Genomic DNA, 22,178 nt, shown 5'->3' on the forward strand with positions numbered 1-22,178 from the left:
ATATTATAGTGATTAATAGATAATTTCTCACAAACTAACTAATGTTGAATATAATCTAACTCTTATGAAAAAACTTTGGTTATTAATTATTGTTCTAGCGGTTACATTTTCGAGTGCCACGGCGCAGAACTTAAACGTTTCGGGGATGGTCGTTTCTGAGGATGACGGAATGCCTATCCCTGGGGTAAATGTTACCGTCGAGGGCATGTCGATTGGTACAATTACAGATTTTGATGGAAATTATTCCATTAACGTACCAAGCGGTGCAACTACTTTGGTCTTCTCCTATGTAGGGTTTGTTACGCAACAGGTTCAAATCCAAGGAAGGACGCAGGTCAACATTACTATGAAGACTAATGTTGAGGAACTTTCTGAGGTGGTCATTACCGGATATGGAGATCGGGACAAGATTTCGTTTACTGGTTCGGCTGGAATTGTAGGGGGTGAGCAACTAGAAGATAAGGCATATTCAAATGTTGAGTCGGCACTGCAAGGGAATGTTGCTGGTGTTCAATTGACTACAACTTCAGGAACCCCAGGTTCTGCTCAAGATATCAGGATTAGGGGTATCAGCTCCATTACAGCGGGAAATGAACCTCTTTTCGTGATTGATGGTGTGCCTGTTGTAAGTGGGACCAATCAGTCATCTGGTCCTTTTTATGGAAATTTGAGCGCTATGGCATCATTGAGTTCCAATGATATTGAAAGTATTACGGTCCTAAAGGACGCCAGTGCTACCGCTTTGTACGGTGCGCGTGGAACCAATGGGGTTATTGTAATAACAACCAAAAAAGGGAAGTCCGGAAAACCTGTATTTACTTTTTCTAGTCAAATTGGACGGGTTGACCGGGCTGTTCGAGGTCCCGATATGTTGAATTCGCAACAATACGCTGAACTTTACTATGAATCAAGGGTAAACGCAGGCCAAGCGGCAACTGTGGAAGAAGCCCAACAGAATTTTCCTTTGCCTTGGGATGGACAGGTGGATACTGACTGGAGGGATGTTGTGACCAGGGACAATGCAATGTCCCAAAAATACGACCTATCTGTTAGAGGTGGTAATCAGAAGGCTAATTACTATGCTTCCTTGGGTCACTTCAGGCAAGATGGTATCAATATAGGTGTTGACTTTGAGCGGACCACTGCTAAATTGAATTACAAAAATCAAGTTAACGATAAATTAAGCTTGAGTACATCCATCACGGGATCTTTTGTTCGTCAGAATGGTCAGATGGAAGGTGCTAGCTGGTTTGGAAACCCAGATGCGGCGATTATCTTTCTCAAGCCAATTTTCGACCCTTACAATGAAGATGGTTCATTGAATATTGATGATTTTCCCAATTACTATAATCCAATCTATCAAGCGGAAAATACAATACATCAAAGGGATCAAACTAGATTGATAAGTTCTACTACTTTGGAATATGACATTACTGATGATTTGAGGTTTACTTCCGTGCTCGGTATGGATTTCCTGTATACCGAGGAGTTAAATTTTGATCCAAGGGAACACGGTGATGGTGCAGGGGTTAATGGTTTTTCCTTTGCCTATACAGACCGAAATTTCAACTGGACTTGGAGAAATATGTTGGATTATACCCTGTGGGTAAATAAAAACAACAAGTTTGACTTTAAATTGGCCTATGAAGCGCAGAAAAACACACACAGTAATCTTGGTGCAGGAGGGAGTGATATTGCGGCCGATGGATTGTATTACCCGGCATCAGTAGCAAATTTGACCTATGTTGACGGGGCTTTCAATGACTGGGCCATTAATTCCATTTTGGGAACGGCTTCTTACACCTGGAAGGATAAAATCATAATCGATGGGACATTGCGAAGGGAAGGGAACAGCCGTTTTGCCGGTGGATATCGATGGGGAACTTTTTACTCCCTTGGTGGGGCCTGGGTCTTTTCAAGAGAGTTGAATAATGCTGATTGGTTGGATGCAAGTAAATTAAGGGTTTCCTATGGTAAGATTGGTAATGCGGGTATTGGTCTCAATCAATATCAGGCACTGTTAAACTATGGGGCTACCTATAATAATAGGGCAGGTTCGTTCCCTAGCCAGTTCGGAAATAACCAACTAGGTTGGGAAAATAGTAACAACTGGAATTTTGGCCTTGATTTTGGTTTCTTCCAAAGAATCAACGGGACCGTAGAATATTTCCGACGTAACACGTATGATCTTCTATTGGAAGTGCCTGTATCCCCAACTTCTGGTTTTACAAGTCAAACAAGGAACGTTGGTGAGATGGTGAACAAAGGATTGGAAGTATCATTGAATGCGGATATCATTAATGCCAAAGATTTTAACTGGAATCTAGGCTTTAATTTAACCAGCATTGAGAACGAAGTCACCAAATTGCCTAAAACCTCGGAGGGCGAAGAAATTGGAATTGAAACGGCACGGAGCATTGTGACTGAAGGAGAGCCGGTTTATTCATGGTATTTGCCAACTTGGGCCGGTGTTGATGCCCAAACCGGTGACCCCCTTTGGTATGTGGAAGGTAAAAGTGGCACCACCACTTCGGTGTATGCCGAAGCAGGACGCTCAATTCAAGGAAGTACATTCCCAACTTTTTATGGGGGGGCACAAACCAGAATTGATTACAAAGGATTTTATCTAAGTGGAAATGTATACTATTCAACGGGTAACAAAATTTATGATGCTTACGCTATATTTGGTCGAAGTGATGGTAGGTTTCCAGCGTATACTAAATACGCAAGTCAGATAGATAGATGGCAACAACCAGGTGATGTATCAGAGAATCCGAGGAACGTTTACAACAACACCTCATTTTCATCCAATAATTCAACACGAAACCTTCATGATGGTGAATTTCTAAGACTTAGGGATTTAACTTTCGGTTATAACTTTCCGTCGGAGTTGCTATCCAATGTTGGGCTGACAGGTCTCCACTTTTATGTGAAAGGAACCAATATCTTTACTTATGTTGCTGATGAAGAACTTGAACATGATCCGGAAATTGGTGCCAATGCCGTCATTCTTTTGAACGCACCACCTCTGAAGTCCTACACGTTTGGAATCAACGTAACTTTTTAACCCTAAAAAATTTAAAAATGAGATATACAACTATTAAAAGACTTGCCTTTGGTCTTGTTTTCATGAGTGTTTTGTCAAGTTCATGTTCCGAGGATTTTTTAGAGCCTACGGTAAGTGTATCCAAAGATGTAAATACCAGTGTAAATACTTTAGAAGATTTACAATCATTGATTACAGGAGCATTGGCGAGAATGAGCACTACTGAGTATTACAGAAGAAACTATATACTTTTTGCAGAAGTGAGATCGGGTAATGCCTATAGCAGTGGAAATTCGGGTCGGTTTATTGGGCCTGCACAATTTTCCTACAACCCAACGGATGGTACGATCACCAATATGTGGAACCAGATTTATTCCGTTATTGCGAATGCCAATATTGTCATCGGAGCTGAAATCGAGGACAACGGCAGTTCTGAAACTAATCACGTTAGAGGTCAGGCTTATGCCATCAGGGCACTTGCTTATATGGATTTGTTGCGTGTTTTTGGACAGCAATACTCTGGAGGCAACTTGGGTGTACCCTTGGTTTTGACATTTCGTGATGAAAACATATACCCCACAAGAGCTACAGTACAGGAGACTTGGGATCAAATTGGGCAAGATTTGCAAACAGCGGCCCAATTGATGAGCTCCGGTTTGAACGATGCTTCCAAGACAGAAGTTACTACTTGGATGGTGGATGCATTGCAATCGAGATATTATCTTAATATTAAAGACTATCAGAATGCAGCGGCAGCGGCAAAACGGGTAATGGACTCAGGGAACTTCAGTATTTTAGATGCGGGGTCCTATGTGGATTCATGGTTTTCGGATGGAGGTTCCAACAGAATTTTTGAGTTGGCGGTTACTCCAGCTGATGTAAGAAGTTTTGATACTCTATACTTTATTTATCAAGAGACATCTTATGGGGATATTGAGGTGACCCAAGACTTGTACGACCTTTATGAGATTGGGGATGTACGCAAGGACCTATACTTTGATGACGGCACCAAAATAAGAATGGTAGGGAAATATCCTTCCATTGACTATGCTGATGATATCAAGGTGATCCGATACGCGGAAGTTGTGCTCAACTATGCGGAGGCGATGGCCAGGTTGGGCAATAATGGAGAGGCGTTAAGCGCATTGAATTCTATTCCTGAAAATAGAAATGCCCAGACCTATGCCAATGCATCCATTGATAATGTGCTCCAAGAAAGAAGAAAAGAATTGGCAATGGAAGGGTTTGGCTTTTTTGAGTTGGTCAGGAACCAAATGGATATCCCTTATGTGGATTCAAGACAGCTTTTTGACCCATCTGGAGTGCCGTTTGGTTCCTATCAGTTGGCCTTGCCCATTCCACAGCAAGAACTTTCGGCCAATCCTGAAATTGACCAAAATGAGGGGTATTAACCAAAGAATTTTGTATAAGAATTAGCTTTGTTTTCATTTAATTATTGTTTGAGTTAGTTGGAGTGTCATTACGGGCGTAGTCATAACTTGATCGGGACATTGAGTTCTACGCCCTGTGACATTTCCCTGATTTTATGAAGGTGGATTGAAGTGTTATGGGAATAGTAATCAAATGAATGAAGGATTTGTTTTTATGAAAAAAAATATTGGAAGCATCTTACTATTGTTTTTTTTATGTTGCTCTTGCAGTAGTGGCGATGGCATGGAGGATACTGAGCCATCATCACAAGAACCTCCTGTTCCCAAAGAAAGTATTTTGTCAGATGAAGAGATTGAAGCCCTTGGCAATGCAGGGGTGAAACAGTCCTTTATTGAAAATATGGTCAAAGCGGTTTCAGGTCAGCAATATCCAAATATCCATAGTATATTAATTGTCAAGGACAAGGAATTGGTTTTTGAAAGGTATTTTCCGGGTGAGGACCAAGATTGGGGCTTTAATTTGGGAAGGGTAAACCATACGGAAAATACCCTCCATGATGTACGGAGCATAAGTAAAAGTGTTGTGGCAGCATGCGTGGGCATTGCCATTGATAAGGGCCTCATAGAAAGTGTTGAACAGAAGATTTTTGACTTTTTCCCGGAGTATAACAATTTTAATATTGGTCTGAGGTCAGAGATTACGATAAAAGACCTTTTGACCATGACCCCTGGGATGCAATGGGACGAGACAACAATCCCATATACCAATCCGGCTAATGGCGAAATACAGATGACCAATAGCGAAGACCCCGTCAGATTTGTATTGAGTGTGCCCATTGAAAGTCAGCCTGGTGATGTTTTTGTCTATAACGGTGGTGCAACTCAGCTTCTTGCTGCCATTGTGGCCAATGCCAGTGGCATGCAAGTGGACCAATTTGCCGAAGAATTTTTGTTTACGCCTTTAGGGATAGAGAATTTTGTATGGCATCATTACAGTAAGTCTGGGATTCCTGCAGCTGCCTCTGGATTACGATTGAGGTCTAGGGATTTAATGAAGTTTGGCCTTTTATATCATAACAAGGGAATTTGGGAAGGTGACAGGGTGTTATCCGAGTCTTGGATTGAGGAATCCTTTGAAAAGCACATCGACAAGCCCAACCAGACCAATGGTTTTTTTGGCTATCATTTTCACATTCATCCAAGCTTTAACAGCAATGGTAAAACCATTGACCATGTGGCGGCCGTCGGGAACGGTGACCAACGCATTTATTTTAATGAAGAAGATGATTTAATGGTGGTTTTTACAGCGGGGAACTACAATCAATATATCCCCAATAATTCTTTGGCGGTAATGAAAAACTTTATATACCCTTCCTTCCTGTAGTTTTCAGTAACATCTGTTTGGGGGATATATAGTATAACAGGTAAAATTGTATGATATGAGCAAAAATACAACCAGAAGAAATTTTATGAAGGGAATCTTCCCAATGGCTTTTTTGCCCATGGTTCCCAATCCTCTTAACGCGTTTTATTTTCCTCCGGAAACTATCTTGTACAACGCCAACGTCATAACCGTGGATTCGAAGAAGCCCTATGCCCAAGCATTGGCCATTGAAGGTGATAGAATCACGGCAGTAGGGCAAAATGAAGAAGTCCTTAGGTTGGCCGGTGCAAGCACCAAAAAGATAGATGTCGGCGGAAAAACCATAACTCCAGGTTTTATAGATGCGCATTCGCACCCTGCTTATTCAGGAATGGCCCATTTAAGAAATGTGGATTGCGATTTAAGGTCCATTGATGCCATCCAAAAGGCCATTAAAAAGCGGGTAGAAAATACCCCTCCAGGAGAGTGGATTTTGGGCTTTAAATACGATGATACCAAAACTTCAGAAGGAAGACCCATCAATCGTTATGATTTAGATCAAGTATCACCCGACCATCCCGTTCGGATTGTTCACAGAGGTGGACACTCTGTCTATGTAAACTCAAAGGCGTTGGCCCTGCTGGGGTACAATAAGGAGACCCCTGATCCAGATGGAGGAAAACTGGTTAGGGACCCAAAGACCGGAGATTTAACAGGACTTTTACTGGAAACGGCCTCAAATCCGCTGGACGGGCTTATTACAAATAAATTTTCAGCTAAAGATAACCAGGCCGGGGTAAAACTTATTTCCCAAATGATTTCCAAAGCAGGGATTACCTCTGTTACCGATGCATATACATCGTCAACGTTTTTGCGCGCCTACCAAGACGCATATCATGCTGGAGAGCTGAACAGTCGCGTGTATTGTATGATGGGATATACGGAAATAGATACGTTGATTGCCGGTGGCATCAAAACCGGGCTGGGAGATGATTGGGTAAAGATAGGTGCCATGAAAATTACCATGGATGGTTCCATATCCGAGCGGACCGCACGGCTTTCGGAGCCTTATGTGGGTAGGCCTGACGACTATGGGATAATGGTTATGCAAGAAGAGGAACTGTATGAATATGTGGAAAAAGCCCATAGGAACGATTGGCAAGTAGGAATTCATGCCAATGGTGATGTGGCCATTGATAAATCACTCGGCATATATGAGCGCGTCCAAGAAAAATATCCCAGAAAAGACCCTCGGTTCCGACTGGAGCATTGTACTGTGATCAACGATCAACTGGTCCAGCGGATGAAGGCACTCAATGTAATTCCCAATCCGTTTTCCACCTATGTGTATTTCCATGGGGAGAAAATGAAAGAATACGGGAAAGAAAGATTAGAGAACATGTTTGCGGTCCGTAGCTTTCTTGATGCCGGACTCAAGGTAACCCAAACTTCAGATTATCCACCAGGACCATATGAACCTATGATGGCCATTCAATCCAGTGTTACCAGAACGGATATGAACGGAACCCTTTGGGGAGGATCCCAGCGAATTTCTGTGGAAGAGGCCATTAAAGTTGGAACCTTGCACGGTGCGTATGCTTCTTATGAAGAAAATAGTAAGGGATCTTTGGAAGTTGGCAAACTTGCAGATTTGGTGGTGCTAGAAGAAGACCCAAGAAAAGTAGACCCTTTTTCCATAATAGACATCAAAATAGAACGTACCATGGTTGGGGGCAATTGGGTGTACGAATCATAAAATGAGACAAGGAACCAATTTTAGGGTATTATGAAAAAAAAACACAGCATTCTTACTGTTTTCAAGGGGTATAACCCCTGGTTTTACATAAAACCTGTGCTATTGGTATGGGGTATTCTTCTATGCTGTGCAAACAATCGAATTGAAGCTCAAGAAGACGGAAAACGTCCAAACTTCATAATAATTTTTGCTGATGACTTGGGCTACGGTGATTTGGGAGTATATGGTCACCCTACCCTAAAGACACCCAATTTGGACCGTATGGCCACTCAGGGACAAAAGTGGACAAACTTTTATGCTGCCGCCAGCGTGTGTACCCCAAGTAGGGCTGGTTTGTTAACAGGAAGACTACCAGTGCGAAGTGGCTTGGCCAGTAATGAAGTACGCGTGTTTTTTCCAAATTCTGTCAATGGAATTCCTGCTACTGAGATTACATTGGCGGAACAATTGAAACAAGTGGGCTATACCACCGCATGCCTTGGGAAGTGGCACCTTGGCCATAAAAATGAATATCTGCCCACCAGTAATGGTTTTGACTATTTCTTTGGGCTCCCGTATTCCAATGACATGAATGTGATAGGAGGGAAAGAAGACTATGAAAGCCTTGCTGATTATCCAGAAAAGATTGATGCAAAAGCCTATGATGTTCCCCTTATGCGGAACACTGAAATCATTGAACGTCCCGTAAATCAAAAAACAATCACCAAAAGATATACGGAGGAAGCACTTTCCTTTATCAAGAAGAATAAAAAGGAACCGTTCTTTTTGTATTTGGCCCATTCCATGCCGCATGTTCCCTTGTTTGCTTCCGAAGACTTTCACGGGAAGAGCGAAAGGGGAATATACGGTGATGTAGTTGAAGAGATAGATGACGGGGTAGGAAAGATTTTGGCATTGTTGGAAGAAGAAGGTCTCGACAAGAATACCATCGTTGTATTCACTTCGGACAATGGACCATGGAGAGTTTATAAAACCAGTGGCGGAAGCACTGGGCTACTACGAGGAGGAAAAGGAACTACGTGGGATGGCGGAATGCGGGAACCCTGTATTTTTTGGTCACCTACAAATATAAAACCTGCGGTGATCACCGAACTGGGATCAACTATGGATCTGTTTACCACATTCAGTAAGCTGGGTGGGGCTATCATTCCCAATGATCGGATAGTGGATGGTGTAGATTTGAGTCGTACCCTGTTTCAAGTTGAAGCAAGTAACAGAAAACAGATGTTTTTCTATCGCGGTTCGGAACTGTATGCCGTTCGAATGGGAAAATATAAAGCCCACTTCATAACAGAAGGTGCCTACAGAATGTTTGGGGATAAAGAAGTTCATGCCGCCCCTTTGTTGTATGATCTGGATAGAGACCCTTCGGAAGAATATGATATCTCAGAAAACAATCCTGAGGTCATTGAGAAAATAAAACAACTGGTCAAGGAGCACCAAGCCAATTTGGTCAAGGGCAAAGACCTTTTGTCTGAAAGGGAATAAGAAAAATATAAGCCGCATGATTTGTGCCGATAAAAAAATGAAACTTTTGGTCACCTCTATGGTGTTTTTTTTCTGTTTAGGGTCATTTTATGCCCAGAAGCAGATTCTAAAGCCTAATGTGATCATCATCAATGCAGATGATTTGGGCTATGGGGATGTGGGTGCTTATGGAGCCATAAAAGTGAATACGCCCGCCATGGACACTTTGGCCGCTCAAGGAATCCGCTTGACAGACTTTCATGCAGCCTCCGCCGTGTGCTCTCCTTCTAGGTACGCTTTGATGACAGGTAGATATCCTCACAGGAAAAACCTTTATAGCCCCATATTTCTTCGAACAAAACTTCAGGTGGATACCAATCGCACTACCATTGCCGATGTAATGAAAAGAGCAGGGTATGCCACCGCCATAATTGGCAAATGGCACTTGGGTTTTGGAGACCAAGAACCCGTGGATTGGAACAAACCGTTAAAGCCAGGGCCCTTGGAACTAGGCTTTGATTATTATTTTGGGGTCCCGGTTTTAAACAGCCACCCTCCTTTTGTTTATGTGGAGAACCATGATGTAGTTGGCTTGTTACCCGACAAGGATCCTTTTGTGTACGGCGAGGAGGCCTATACCAGATATTTTGATGAAAAGTTTGACATGGATCAGATTGGCGGGGCTAAAAAAGCCCATGATATGTACAAAGACAGGGAAGTGGGCACCACATTCAAGAATAAAGCGGTAGACTGGATAAAACAGCATAAGGACAGTCCATTTTTTCTGTATTTGGCGACCACCAACATCCATCATCCTTTTACACCTTCACCGCAGTTTATTGGAACCAGCAAAGCAGGGGCTTATGGTGATTTTATCCATGAATTGGATTGGATTATTTCCGAGATCATGTCCACTTTGGAAGAGGAGCAAATTGAAGGGAATACCCTCCTTATTGTGACCAGTGACAACGGAGGAATGTTAAATCGTGGTGGTCAAATAGCTAGGGAGGCAGGACATCATCAAAATGGCGAATTGTTGGGATTTAAGTTTGATGCATGGGAAGGTGGTCACCGAGTTCCTTTCATTGCACGCTGGCCCGGGCATATTGAGCCCGGTTCCACTAGTGATGCATTGGCATCAAATGTTGATCTCTTGGCCACACTTGCCGCGGTTACCACTCAAAGGCTCTCAAAAGACGAAGGACCGGATAGCATCAATATACTGGACATTCTCACGGGAAAAACATCAACAGGTAGTCGGCATGATCTATTGATCAGTCCAAGAAACCCATCACACATTACTTTACGGAGTGGTGAATGGGTGTACAAATCAAACCAAGGTGGGGGCGGATTCGTTGCAACAGAACTGGGTTCTCATGAATTTGGCGGCCCCGCGGCCTTTCCTTTTACAGGTCAGGTAAACAGTGATATTGAAAAAGGCAGAATTAAGGACAATGCTCCATCGGGTCAACTTTACAACATCGTATCGGATAAAGGACAGCATTCCAATCTATACAACGATCAACCTGAAGTGGTAAGGGAAATGAAAACTAAGATGAGTGCCATTCTGTCTGAAGAATAGGATAATGCTGAATGGAATCCCGCATGATATAATGATAAAGAATCTAGAAGAAGTTTTAAGGATATATGGGAAATAGTAGTACAAAAAGCACAAATTCTGAATTTAACCGTGTACTTGGCAGGTGGGACATTTTCACCTTGGCCTTTGGAGCCATGATTGGTTGGGGATGGGTGGTGCTCACCAGTGATTGGATACAACAAGCAGGGGTTTTTGGAGCAATTGTAGCCTTTTTTATAGGAGGTGTGGTAGTTTCATTGGTAGGGTTGACCTATTCAGAACTTACGGCAGCTATGCCCAAAGTAGGAGGAGAACACGTTTTCAGTTATCGTGGACTGGGTGTAAATGCATCCTTTCTTTGTACATGGTTCATCATATTGGGGTACGTTTCCGTTTGCGCGTTTGAAGCCGTTGCCCTACCGGTGGTATTGGAAAATTTGATTCCGCTTTCCCACGGCAATCCCATTTGGAGCATCAATGATAGTCCCATTCACCTTGATTGGGTCAGTATTGGCATTGCAGGTTCCTTGGTAATTGGGTTTATCAACTTCAAAGGAGTTAAATCCGCAGCCTTTATTCAGGCTATTTTTACCGGTTTTATACTCATTGTAGGATTACTGCTGATTTTTGGGAGTTTGTTTTTGAACAGTGCTCCGGTGGACTCAACCGAAGTTTGGGACACCAGTAAGTTTTCTATAGGGCTTATGTCCGTAATCATCATGACCCCGTTTATGTTTGTCGGCTTTGATGTGATACCCCAAGCGGCTGAAGAGATTGATCTGCCCTTTAAAATGATAGGGCGCGTACTTATTCTTTCCGTGGTTCTAGCGGTGGTTTGGTACATAGCGATCATTTATGGTGTCGGAACCACTCTTACATCCAGTGAGCTAAGTAATGGCTCCTTGGCCCCTGCCGAAGCAATGCAAAAGATATTTGGAGCTAAATGGGCAAAGGATCTTTTGGTTTTGGCTGGACTCTCTGGGATTTTGACCAGTTGGAACAGTTTTTTCATAGGTGCCACCCGGTCTATTTACGCGATGGGCCATTCCGGAATGTTGCCTAAGTTCTTTTCACACCTGCATCCAAAGCACAAATCCCCCGTAAATGCCATAATTTTTGTCACATTGATATCCATTTTTGCAACCTTGTTTGGTGAGATAGCCCTTGGTTGGTTGGTGAATGCTGGAAGTTTGGGAATTGTGATCTCATGGAGTGTGGTTTCACTATCCTTTCTCATGCTAAGGAAAAAAGAACCAAATATGAAGCGGCCCTTTAAGGTTTTGTTTGGGAAACCAGTAGGTATTTTGGCCTTCATATTCAGTTTGGGATTAATATACCTCTACTTACCGGGAAATCCTTCGGCATTGAGCACCTACGAATGGATAATCATTGGTATTTGGTCATTGATCGGTCTTGGGTTTTACCTGTGGACCAATAAAGTTTATGGAAAAAAAGAAATACGGGAAAATATGGCGGAACATGCAAGTAGCTGATTTTCCAATAAATAAATACAATTAAAGTTCAATAAAATAATATGTCACAAGTAAAAGAAAGTATATTGGCTTCAGAGACCCTTTTGTCCAATGTTTGGACGCACCTTACACATATCCAGCCTGTTAGTGGCAAGGGGGCCGTGTTAAGGGATGCTGATAATAAGGAGTATCTTGATTTTACCTCGGGAATAGGGGTCATCAATACAGGACACTGCCACCCGAGGGTTGTCAGGGCCATCCAAGAACAGGCAGACCAATTGATTTTCGGTCAGATGAACTGTGTTATCCCTCCAACTACCATAAAAATGGCGGAAAAACTAAATGAAATAACCCCGGATCATATTGATCGCTTCTTTTTTTCCAATAGTGGTTCCGAGGCAACGGAAGCAGCTGTTAAGCTGGCAAAATCTGCAACCGGAAGGTCAAATATCATTGTATTCCAAGGAAGTTTTCATGGAAGGACACATCTCTCCATGGCGATGACCACCTCAAAGACGGTTTTTAGGCATAAATATCAACCATTGCCCTCCGGTATTTTCGTAACACCATTTCCGTATGCCTATTACTTTGGATGGGATGAAGCAACCACAATTGAATTTTGCAAAAAGCAGCTCGACCTTGTATTGACAGGCCAGACCGCACCCGATGAAACAGCGGCCATAATTATTGAGCCAGTGATTGGGGAAGGAGGTTACGTGCCCGCCCCGGCAGGGTTTCTACATCATCTAAGGAAGGTGTGTGATGAGCATGGAATATTGCTGATAATAGATGAGGTACAATCTGGTTTTGGAAGGACCGGCAAGTTTTTCTGCTTTGAACACTCCAATGTAAAACCCGACATCATTGTTATGGCAAAGGGACTGGGGAGTGGGTTTCCAGTTTCTGCCATTGCCTCGACCTCCGAGATTATGGATAAATGGACTCCGGGGACACATGGCGGAACCTATGGAGGGGGTAGTGCTCTTGCAGGTGCAGCCGCTTGTGAGACCATTGATGTAATCCGTGAAGAAAAGCTGTTGGAAAACTGTGTTGAAAGAGGAAAGCAACTTAAGGAAGGACTAAAGGTCATTCAACGGAAATATCCCGTGATCGGGGATGTCAGGGGGATGGGATTGATGGTGGCCACTGAGTTTACCAATGTTGATGGAACCCCAAATTCAGAAGTTCCTGCCCAAGTCATCAGGACTTGTGTCGATCAAGGTCTATTATTGTTAAATTGTGGGTCGTACAAAAATGTGGTGCGTTGGATTCCTCCTTTGGTGGTAACGGAAGAACAGATTGAACAAGGAGTCAAAATTTTTGAATCCGCATTGAAAAACAGGTTTACCCTATGAAATTAAAAGTGAACAACCCACGATTGATTCAAAGCAATCCATATATAGGGGGTAAGTTTTTGGGTATAAATGGAGGAGATTCATTTTTGGTCCATAACCCGTTTGACAATGAAGCGATAGCAGAGGTTGGCAATTGTGGTACCAAGGAAGCTGAATTGGCAATCAAAGCAGCCAACGATGCATTGGACACATGGAAAAGTCTGACAGGAATTGAGCGAAGTACTATTCTTCACAGATGGTATGAACTAATCCTCAGAAACGAGGACGACCTAGCGAGAATCCTTACGTTGGAGCAGGGAAAGCCCTTTGAAGAGGCAAAGGGTGAAATTCGTTATGGCGCATCCTTTATTGAATGGTTTGCCGAGGAAGCCAAAAGAGTTTATGGAGATACCATTCCGGGTCATCAACAAAATAAAAGGATAATTGTACTGAAGCAACCTGTAGGGGTTGTCGCTGCCATTACACCGTGGAACTTCCCAAATGCAATGATTACTCGAAAAGTGGCGCCTGCCTTGGCCGCAGGTTGTACCATTGTGGTAAAGCCCTCTGAACTGACACCGCTTTCCGCCTTGGCAATTGCTGTATTGGCCGATGAAGCAGGAATTCCACCTGGAGTTCTCAATGTGGTGACCACCGATAGGGCAGCAGAAGTTGGCAAGGTGCTCACTTCAAGTGCTTTGGTAAAAAAAATATCCTTTACAGGGTCAACTCCTGTAGGGAAGTTACTTCTTGAACAATGTGCACAAACCGTTAAGAAGGCTTCTATGGAGCTTGGAGGGAATGCACCCTTCATTGTTTTTGATGATGCCGATATTGATGCAGCGATAGAAGGCGCTGTAGCATCAAAATATAGGAATGCAGGCCAAACCTGTGTTTGTGCCAACCGATTTTTTGTACAGCAAGGAGTGTACGATGAGTTTTCCCATAAACTGGTAGAAGCGATTAAAAAACTAAAGGTTGGCAATGGAATGGAAGCCGGGGTGGCCATAGGGCCCCTCATTGAAGAGAAAGCAGTGAAATTGGTAGAGGATTTGGTCAAGGATGCTGGAGAAAAGGGTGGGGAAATCATGTATGGGGGAAAAAGGCTGGATGCCAGTACCGATTCCTTGCTATATGAGCCCACGGTCATTACAAAAGCCACATCCGGGATGAAGGTATTTTCCCAAGAGATATTTGGCCCTGTGGCCCCTATCTTTAGTTTTGAAACCGAAGAAGAAGTAATTCAGCTTGCGAATGATACCACAGCTGGGTTGGCCGCCTATTTTTATGGAAGTAATCATTCAAGGATTTGGAAGGTGGCGGAAGCCCTTGAATATGGAATGGTGGGGATCAACACAGGAATGATTTCTACCACTGTGGCTCCGTTTGGGGGCGTAAAAGAAAGTGGCTATGGTAGGGAAGGCTCCAAGTATGGAATCGAAGATTACCTAAATATCAAATACCTGTGTTGGGAAATTTAAAAAAATAATAGTATGAAAGCACCTAAACGAACAAAGATTTGGTTACTACCAATTGCAATTTTGATTCTAGTGCAATGCAAACCTCCAAATAAAAGTTTCAATCCGGATTTGGTCCTTGTAAATGGAAAGATCATAACGGTTGATAGCACAGATCAAATTGTCGAAGCACTTGCCATAAAAGATGGGAAAATTCTGGCGATAGGTTCCAGTGAGGAGATTGCCGCATTGGCGGGTGAAATAACAAAAAAGATTGACCTTGCCGGGCGAACCGTGACCCCGGGACTTCTGGACTCACATATCCATTTGAGCAGTAGCCCTTGGAACAGTCCCGATGTTGTGGATTTAAGTTACCCCAATGCCAAGAGCATTGTTGAGATAAAGCAACTTATTTCTGAACAGGTGGATAAAGTTTCCCCTGGGGAATGGGTTCAGGCAGATGGATTGGATGAGGGCAAATTGGAAGAACAACGACTAATCTTGGCTGAAGAACTGGATGAGGTCTCCCCTGAAAACCCTGTATGGCTGTCCCATACAACTGGGCATTATGGCGTTGCCAATACAAAGGCACTTGAATTGGCGGGTATTAATGACGACACACCCAATCCCCCAGAAGGAATTATTGAAAGGAATTCAAAAGGTGAGGCCAACGGAACGTTAAAGGAAAGTGCCATGGGTTTTGTGTACCGAAAGTTGCCACCCATTACGGTAAAGGATATCGAAGGAGGGGTTGCCCATATGATAAAGGCATTGAACTCCGAGGGCATGACAGGGATTAAAGATCCTACTGTAAATGAAAAGCGCTGGAAGGCTTATAAGAACGTATTGAAATCTGATTCATTGAATCTAAGGGTATTTGGTTTATGGGTTGGCGGTAAATCGAAAGTTTCAGCACGAATGGCCATACAACAACATCAACGTGTTCAGGGTTCCTTTACCATTGGTAATGAGCATTTGGTTTTGGGAGGCATTAAAATTTTTGCTGATGGTAGTGGCGGTGCCCGCACAGCTTGGCTATATGATGAATGGAACAAAGATATCACAGGGGTGGATAAAGGAAACCATGGTTTTCCCAATATTCAACCCGATACGTTGCGAGCCATGCTATCAGAAATTCACAAGGCTGGAATCCATGCTAGCACCCACGCCATTGGAGATCGCACCATAGACACATTGGTTACCATTTACAAGGAGGTATTAACGGATAATCCAAAAAATAATTTACGCCATGGAATAATTCATGCCAATATACCAACGGATGCGGCCTTGGATATCATGGAAGAACTGCAAACCAAATATGGATCGGGTTACCCCGAACCTTCCGCTACCTTTACATGGTGGATAGGGGACACCTATGCCGGTAATTTTGGGGAAAGGGCCAAAAGATTAAACCCCTTTGCCACCTTTAAAAAACGAGGGATTATTTGGGCCAATGGTTCAGATTATGCGGTAACCCCGTTTCCAGCAAAGTATGGGATTTGGTCCTCCATAGCACGCCAACCCGAAGTTGGGGAGTATGAGGATACCCCTTTTGGCACCAAAGAATCCGTTGATGTACGAACGGCACTGAAAGCAGCAACCATCTGGACCGCGCACCAAATGTTCATGGAAGAACATATTGGCTCGCTTGAAGTGGGCAAATTTGCCGATCTGGCCATTTGGGACCGTGATTTATATACCGTTGAGACAGATGAGATTAAGGAAATGGAATGTCTGATGACCATTTTCAACGGAAAAATTGTCTATGAATCAGATAAGTTTTAGCGAATAAAATAAATTAGTGATTATGAAAAATATTTGTTTGGTCATCCTGTTGATTGTTACAGTAGCCTGTACCCCCCAGCAAAAGGATAGGACATTAAAAGTTGTGGAGTTTACTGGTTCGGGCCATGCGCTTGGACTGCAACATGGAAAGGCGTTGAAATCAGAAATAGCCAGTCTGGTACGGGTATGGAAAGAAAATACTTCCGAGGTCTTGCAAAGAGATGCCGATGAAGTATTGAAGGAATTTTTTGAATATGCCGATTTTGAGGAGGATATCAAAAAATGGACTCCTGATCTTTACAAGGAGATTCAAGGAATTGCCGAAGGTTCCCAACAAGATTTTCAGGATATATTGTTGTTGAACCTCTTGGATGAATTTTGGGTCTATGTGAACAACATCAACAATACGGATAGCCATCATTGCAGTAGCATGGGCGTACCTGAAGCCAATGGGCGACCAGGGTATATTTCCCAAAACATGGATTTGGAAAGTTTCAGGGACGGGTATCAGGTGTTGATGCGTATTAAGAAAACCAAAGATAACCCAGAGCAATTAATTCTTACCTATCCCGGACTGGTAGGGTTGAACGGCTTGAACGATAAAGGAATCGGGGTTGTGGTAAACACCTTGATGCAGTTAAAGGCTTCTTCGGAAGGATTGCCAGTGGCGTTCGTAGTACGTGGATTGATAAATGCAACAAGTAAAGATGAGATGCTGGATTTTGTTCAAAACATTAAGCACGCTTCTGGTCAAAATTACATTTTGGGCATCAAAGGGGAAGTCTATGATTTTGAGGCTTCCACCAATAAAGTAGTCCGGTATGCGCCGGATAATGAAAATGGAATAGTGTACCACACCAATCATCCATTGGTCAATGACGATGTTAAACCTTGGTTTGCACAGTTTGCCCCCAACGTACAAGTCAATAAAAAGACCAATAGCCACTACAGATATGATGCCTTGGACAATAGGTTAAGCGACGCTGCCAATGTTAACGATCAGTTTTTGATCTCGGTGTTGATTTCTAAGGACAATAAGGACAATCCGGTCTGTAGGGCCAATAATGGGAGGGGAGGCTTTACGTTTTCTTCGGTTGTAATGACCTTGGATGCAGGCAACCCAGTGCTAAAAATAACCGCTGGACCGCCAGATGAAAGTGAATTTCGAAGCTTTAATTTTAAATAGATGGAAATGCCGATAAGAATGTACGTTTTGCTATCCACGGCCTTTATTTTGACAATGGTTACCGGCTGTGGTTCCAAAGCTGATAAACAAGAAGAATTTAGTGCGGTACTGCCCACACTTAATGGCGATGGAAATGTGACCCGAGAGGCTCTTGATTATGAATTTTTAATGAAGGGAAGCAAGGATACCATTGTGGATTTTAGCAACTATGCCGTACCCGAAAATGCGGCGTTCCCTTCGAACCTATTCCTAGGTGAACTCAAACTAAAGGATCTAGAGACTACGGGGAGGTTTGAAGAGCTTGTGGACTGGCATGGTTATACGGACAGTATTGATGTGGCACGAATGCATTTGCCATCGTTCAATTACAAATTTGTACAATCGGGGTCACATATTATCCCTCTCCAAAGGGGATATATTGAAAATGACCACCCCAATTGGGAGTATATCTTGGAGCCTGGCAGGGTTTGGGATGAAAATGGTGACAATGGCTATAGCAGGGCTGCAATTCCCTTTACGTTAAAGCAGCGGAACCAAAACTGCGTGCACAATGGAGTGATGATGTTCTTGTTCAATGGTGACGGGAGTATCTCAAATGTGAGTTACCAAGTGGCCAGTGAAACCTGTGCCTATTTCCAATTTAATATGTGGGGAACGGCCAAGGCAGAATATCAGAAAGAAGAAATTCTTTCAAAGGATCAATATTTCCAAGATTACGCAGATGAGGTGGATATGAGGATGCCTTCAAAGCCCATAGCAAAATTGAGTGAGGACTATCCCATGGCCAATCCCGAAGCGTTCAGTGCACCAGAGGAAATGGACCAAGAACATCTTACCATGTACGGATTTGTCATTGATGGCACCAATTATGTAGGCGGGTGCAACACAAGGTATGGGGTATATCCCTATTGCGATGTTTTGGTGGGGCCTTCCTACTCCACGGCCAAAAGTGTCTCAGCCGGTTTGGGCCTTATGCGGCTGGAAAAAGAGTATCCGAGAAGTAAGGAACAGAACATTGCAGAGTTCATAGAGGCCTGTAATACGGATATATGGAGCGATGTAACCTTTGAAAATGCCCTGGATATGGCTACAGGAAATTATGAGCTCAAAAAGGCATTTGCAGATGAGTCCTCCAAACATATCTCCGAATTTTTTGCTTCCGAAGGACATCAAGGCAAAATAGAGTATTCTTGTGGTTACTATGAAAGAAAATCCGACCCTGGAACGGAATGGGTCTACCACACCTCAGATACCTACATTTTGGGAACGGCCATGAACAACTACATAAAAAAGGTCACCAACGACCCTGAGGCAGATTACTTTGCGGATTTGATTGTTGAGGACATATTGAACCCCTTGGGAATCAGTCCAACGTATAAGAAACAGCAACGGACCTATGGTAATCCGGCGCAGCCTTTTTCAGGTTTTGGAATATTCTATCACCATGATGATGCCGCCAAGATTGGACATTTTTTAATTAATGGAGGTATTGTAAATGATAAAGCGGTTTTGGACGAAGAAATGATAGCGGAAATCATCCGTCCCAAGCGTGATTCTTCAATGGTCACCTATAACGATACGGTACGATACGACAACGGATTTTGGTTTTTGGATGTAACTGAAGAAAGTGAATTGTGTGCTCATGATGGGTTGATTCCTTACATGGCAGGTTATGGGGGCATTAAAATTATGTTGCTCCCCAACAACACCGTGTACTACTATTTCAGCGATAATTTTCAACAAGTATGGAGAGAAGGGGTGTTTGAGTCAAACAGAATCCGACCTTTTTGCACGAAAAGCACCCCCTCCAAGTAAAAGTTATTTACCAATCAAGTCTATTATATGAGAGCTGCTTTTCATTTGTTTTTGTTGTTTTTGCCTTATACTATTTGCCTCGGACAAGACAACCTTTTTTTTGAGCCGATAAACTTTAAAACAGCTAGGGAAAATGGAACAAGAACAACCAATGGAGAACCAGGTCAAAACTATTGGCAGAACTCAGCGGATTATTGGATGAAAGTGGGTTTTGACCCATCCAATCGGGAGGTAAAGGGATATTCAAAAATCATCTATAAAAATAACAGCCCAGATAGTTTACGGGAAATTGTAATCCACACTTATCCCAATATTTTCAAAAAAGGTAATGCTCGCGATGTTAACGTTGAGAGTGCTGATATAGTGGAAGGCATGGTTTTGGAAAGCCTAAAAATTGGCGGGAACACCCTCATTCAAGGCAGCGATTCAGAACAAAGTGGTCAACGGTTCTCAAAAGGGACCTATAGTGTATTCCCATTAAACCAGTTGCTTTTGCCACATCAACAGATTGAAATTGAAGTGGAGTGGCATTTTATCTTGAACAAGGAGACCCACCTTCGTGTTGGTCAAACTGGGCCAACGGGTTTTATGATTGCGTATTTTTTTCCGCACATCGGGGTATATGATGATATAGATGGATGGATTAAGTATGCTTACTCGGGACAATCTGAATTTTATAGCGACTTTGGGAATTTTGAGGTCGAGGTGTCGGTGCCCCAAGAGTATTTGGTCTGGTCCAGCGGTAGTTTGCAAAACCCTTCAGAAGTATTGCAAAACAAGTATTATAACCGTTATCAGCGAGCTTTGGAGTCTTCAGAGAAAGTAAAAATAATTGATACTTCGGATCTTGGGAAAAATATTACCAAAGCTCAGAGCAACATTTGGAAATTTAAGGCAAGCAAGGTCCCTGATTTTGCCATGGCCATCGCAAAGGATTACCTCTGGGATTCTAGGACCATAGGCGATGTGGAGGAAGAGCGTGTGACCATCAATACAGTCTACGACCCCAATTCAAAGGATTTTGCCAAGGTCAATGACTTTACTGCGGAGTCCATTGCGTTTATGACAAATGTATTCCCAAAGATAGCGTTCCCTTTTAGGAACCATACGGTTTTTAATGGACTGGGTATGATGGAATACCCAGGAATGGCCAATGATAAATCCTTTGAAGACCTTGATAAGACACGGTGGTTGACCCATCATGAGACCTTTCACAGCTATTTTCCGTTCATGACCGGCTTAAATGAGTCAAAGTACGCATGGTTGGATGAAGGCCTTACCATGTTCGGCACCAATGAATACCTTAGAGCCATTGATTCACCTTTGAAAGACTGGATTGGGTATCAAAGTTTTGTGGACATTATTGGGTTTGATTCTGATTTTCCAATTTTTGCCTCATCAAAACTTCTGAAAAACCCGGTTTATTATAACAGTTCCTATCCAAAGCCCACTTCATTTTTTATCGTCTTGCAAGAGCATATGGGTAATGATAGATTCACTTCGTTTATCCAACAGTTTGCCAAGATATGGAAAGGAAAACACCCTAGTGCAATGGATTTTCTTTTCTTGTTGGATAGGTATACTGGTAAAGACCTAAGGTGGCTAATAAAACCTTGGATTTATGACTTTGGTTACGTAGATCTATCCATAGACAAGCTAACGAAAACAGATAGTGGATATGAGGTTACTTTGGTAAACCATGGAAATTATCCAGTTCCAATACATATGGAGATAACATTCGTGGATGGCACGGCTATACAGCAAACGGAATCCGTGGAGATTTGGAAAGGCGGGGTAACTGATTACACCGTTATTATATCCACGGATAAGATAATTGAGAAATTGGTATTGAAAGATATAAGCCTTATCGATGCCAGTCCAGATAATAATGTACTGAAACCCTAAACCGAGCTTATTTACTACTTTAATAAGTTCAAATCGGGTTGCGCAAATTTAAGTACTCGGAGGTACATGATGGAAGAACTGTTGTAAACTCCTTCTATTGACGAGATACGCTTGTTGATGACATCTATAAGGTGGTTGTTGTCGCGGCACATAACATTGACCTCCAAATCAAAATCCCCAGAGGTTATGGCCAAAAAACTCACTTCTCGGAACTCCATTAGTTTATTGGCCACCTCATCAATTTTGTTGGCTGGCCTAACAGCTATTTTGATGGTGGCATATGCATTGAAGCCCAGTTTCTCCGGATTGACCCTACCAAGGATATTGATGGTTTTGTCCTCGATCAGTTTGGTTACCCTGGTTCGGATAGTACTAATGGATGCTCCAGTTTCTTTGGCTATCACTGTAAAAGACGCTCTCCCATCTTTTTGTAGGTGGGACATTATTGTAAAATCCAGTTCATCAAAGCTGTTGTTGTTTTCCATAATGGTTCATTAAATACCCCCAAATTTAAGGCAAATTACAAGTGGATTGAAAATTATATTCTAGATTTAAAAAATACAGAATTTATTTAAAAAAAAGTATAATTTGTATTTTTGGACTAAATATTTGCAAAATATGC

Annotated in this window: 14 protein-coding genes; 13 read left to right on the forward strand and 1 reads right to left on the reverse strand. The window is 42.7% G+C overall.

Translation table 11 applies throughout. The features are described from left to right. Positions 1-64: 64 nt before the first annotated feature. The 13 genes from A7D14_RS17935 to A7D14_RS17995 all read left to right on the forward strand — a co-directional run bounded on the left by A7D14_RS17935 (position 65) and on the right by A7D14_RS17995 (position 21,556). Positions 65-3,067 carry a SusC/RagA family TonB-linked outer membrane protein gene (locus tag A7D14_RS17935; RefSeq protein WP_067037618.1) on the forward strand — a complete coding sequence of 1,001 codons (3,003 nt, stop codon included), beginning with the start codon at positions 65-67 and terminating at the stop codon, positions 3,065-3,067. 17 nt (positions 3,068-3,084) lie between these two features. Beyond that, positions 3,085-4,458: a RagB/SusD family nutrient uptake outer membrane protein gene (locus tag A7D14_RS17940; RefSeq protein WP_083158154.1), complete on the forward strand. Its 1,374-nt coding sequence runs from the start codon at positions 3,085-3,087 to the stop codon at positions 4,456-4,458. A gap of 193 nt (positions 4,459-4,651) precedes the next feature. Continuing rightward, positions 4,652-5,821: a serine hydrolase domain-containing protein gene (locus A7D14_RS17945; RefSeq protein WP_067037621.1), complete on the forward strand. Its 1,170-nt coding sequence runs from the start codon at positions 4,652-4,654 to the stop codon at positions 5,819-5,821. 55 nt (positions 5,822-5,876) lie between these two features. Next, complete coding sequence (locus A7D14_RS17950; RefSeq protein ID WP_083158156.1) at positions 5,877-7,556, forward strand: amidohydrolase; 1,680 nt, start codon at positions 5,877-5,879, stop codon at positions 7,554-7,556. Between the two features lie 30 nt (positions 7,557-7,586). Continuing rightward, positions 7,587-9,044 (forward strand): sulfatase, encoded by a 1,458-nt coding sequence (locus A7D14_RS17955; protein WP_083158157.1) that lies wholly within the window; start codon positions 7,587-7,589, stop codon positions 9,042-9,044. Positions 9,045-9,081: 37 nt separating this feature from the next. Beyond that, the gene (locus tag A7D14_RS17960; protein ID WP_218058557.1) at positions 9,082-10,605 is read left to right on the forward strand and encodes a sulfatase family protein; all 1,524 of its coding nucleotides are present in this window, start codon (positions 9,082-9,084) and stop codon (positions 10,603-10,605) included. A 65-nt stretch (positions 10,606-10,670) separates the two neighbouring features. Further along, positions 10,671-12,095: an APC family permease gene (locus A7D14_RS17965; RefSeq protein WP_067037623.1), complete on the forward strand. Its 1,425-nt coding sequence runs from the start codon at positions 10,671-10,673 to the stop codon at positions 12,093-12,095. Positions 12,096-12,136: 41 nt separating this feature from the next. Beyond that, positions 12,137-13,429, forward strand: a complete 1,293-nt coding sequence (locus A7D14_RS17970) for an aspartate aminotransferase family protein (protein WP_083158158.1) — start codon at positions 12,137-12,139, stop codon at positions 13,427-13,429. Next, positions 13,426-14,889 (forward strand): NAD-dependent succinate-semialdehyde dehydrogenase, encoded by a 1,464-nt coding sequence (locus A7D14_RS17975; protein WP_067037625.1) that lies wholly within the window; start codon positions 13,426-13,428, stop codon positions 14,887-14,889. The genes A7D14_RS17970 and A7D14_RS17975 overlap by 4 nt, the downstream gene beginning before the upstream one ends. 12 nt (positions 14,890-14,901) lie before the next feature. Continuing rightward, complete coding sequence (locus A7D14_RS17980; protein ID WP_067037628.1) at positions 14,902-16,650, forward strand: amidohydrolase; 1,749 nt, start codon at positions 14,902-14,904, stop codon at positions 16,648-16,650. Between the two features lie 22 nt (positions 16,651-16,672). Further along, a complete protein-coding gene (locus tag A7D14_RS17985) occupies positions 16,673-17,836 on the forward strand; it encodes a C45 family autoproteolytic acyltransferase/hydolase (protein ID WP_067037630.1) in 1,164 nt (387 codons plus the stop codon). A gap of 6 nt (positions 17,837-17,842) precedes the next feature. Continuing rightward, positions 17,843-19,651 carry a hypothetical protein gene (locus A7D14_RS17990; protein ID WP_141673442.1) on the forward strand — a complete coding sequence of 603 codons (1,809 nt, stop codon included), beginning with the start codon at positions 17,843-17,845 and terminating at the stop codon, positions 19,649-19,651. Between the two features lie 27 nt (positions 19,652-19,678). Further along, positions 19,679-21,556: a M1 family metallopeptidase gene (locus A7D14_RS17995; protein ID WP_067037635.1), complete on the forward strand. Its 1,878-nt coding sequence runs from the start codon at positions 19,679-19,681 to the stop codon at positions 21,554-21,556. A gap of 14 nt (positions 21,557-21,570) precedes the next feature. On the opposite strand, the gene A7D14_RS18000 is transcribed toward A7D14_RS17995, so the two are convergent. After that, positions 21,571-22,041, reverse strand: coding sequence for an Lrp/AsnC family transcriptional regulator (locus A7D14_RS18000; protein ID WP_067037637.1), 471 nt, complete (start codon positions 22,039-22,041; stop codon positions 21,571-21,573). Positions 22,042-22,178: the final 137 nt, after the last annotated feature.

Source organism: Allomuricauda sp. CP2A, from assembly GCF_001683915.1.
GTDB lineage: Bacteria > Bacteroidota > Bacteroidia > Flavobacteriales > Flavobacteriaceae > Flagellimonas.

Excerpts from the sequence above, each read along its gene's own strand:
- A7D14_RS17935 (WP_067037618.1), top strand. The coding sequence starts at position 65 with ATGAAAAAACTTTGGTTATTAATTATTGTTCTAGCGGTTACATTTTCG.
- A7D14_RS17940 (WP_083158154.1), top strand. The coding sequence starts at position 3,085 with ATGAGATATACAACTATTAAAAGACTTGCCTTTGGTCTTGTTTTCATG.
- A7D14_RS17945 (WP_067037621.1), top strand. The coding sequence starts at position 4,652 with ATGAAAAAAAATATTGGAAGCATCTTACTATTGTTTTTTTTATGTTGC.
- A7D14_RS17950 (WP_083158156.1), top strand. The coding sequence starts at position 5,877 with ATGAGCAAAAATACAACCAGAAGAAATTTTATGAAGGGAATCTTCCCA.
- A7D14_RS17955 (WP_083158157.1), top strand. The coding sequence starts at position 7,587 with ATGAAAAAAAAACACAGCATTCTTACTGTTTTCAAGGGGTATAACCCC.
- A7D14_RS17960 (WP_218058557.1), top strand. The coding sequence starts at position 9,082 with ATGAAACTTTTGGTCACCTCTATGGTGTTTTTTTTCTGTTTAGGGTCA.
- A7D14_RS17965 (WP_067037623.1), top strand. The coding sequence starts at position 10,671 with ATGGGAAATAGTAGTACAAAAAGCACAAATTCTGAATTTAACCGTGTA.
- A7D14_RS17970 (WP_083158158.1), top strand. The coding sequence starts at position 12,137 with ATGTCACAAGTAAAAGAAAGTATATTGGCTTCAGAGACCCTTTTGTCC.
- A7D14_RS17975 (WP_067037625.1), top strand. The coding sequence starts at position 13,426 with ATGAAATTAAAAGTGAACAACCCACGATTGATTCAAAGCAATCCATAT.
- A7D14_RS17980 (WP_067037628.1), top strand. The coding sequence starts at position 14,902 with ATGAAAGCACCTAAACGAACAAAGATTTGGTTACTACCAATTGCAATT.
- A7D14_RS17985 (WP_067037630.1), top strand. The coding sequence starts at position 16,673 with ATGAAAAATATTTGTTTGGTCATCCTGTTGATTGTTACAGTAGCCTGT.
- A7D14_RS17990 (WP_141673442.1), top strand. The coding sequence starts at position 17,843 with ATGCCGATAAGAATGTACGTTTTGCTATCCACGGCCTTTATTTTGACA.
- A7D14_RS17995 (WP_067037635.1), top strand. The coding sequence starts at position 19,679 with ATGAGAGCTGCTTTTCATTTGTTTTTGTTGTTTTTGCCTTATACTATT.
- A7D14_RS18000 (WP_067037637.1), bottom strand. The coding sequence starts at position 22,041 with ATGGAAAACAACAACAGCTTTGATGAACTGGATTTTACAATAATGTCC.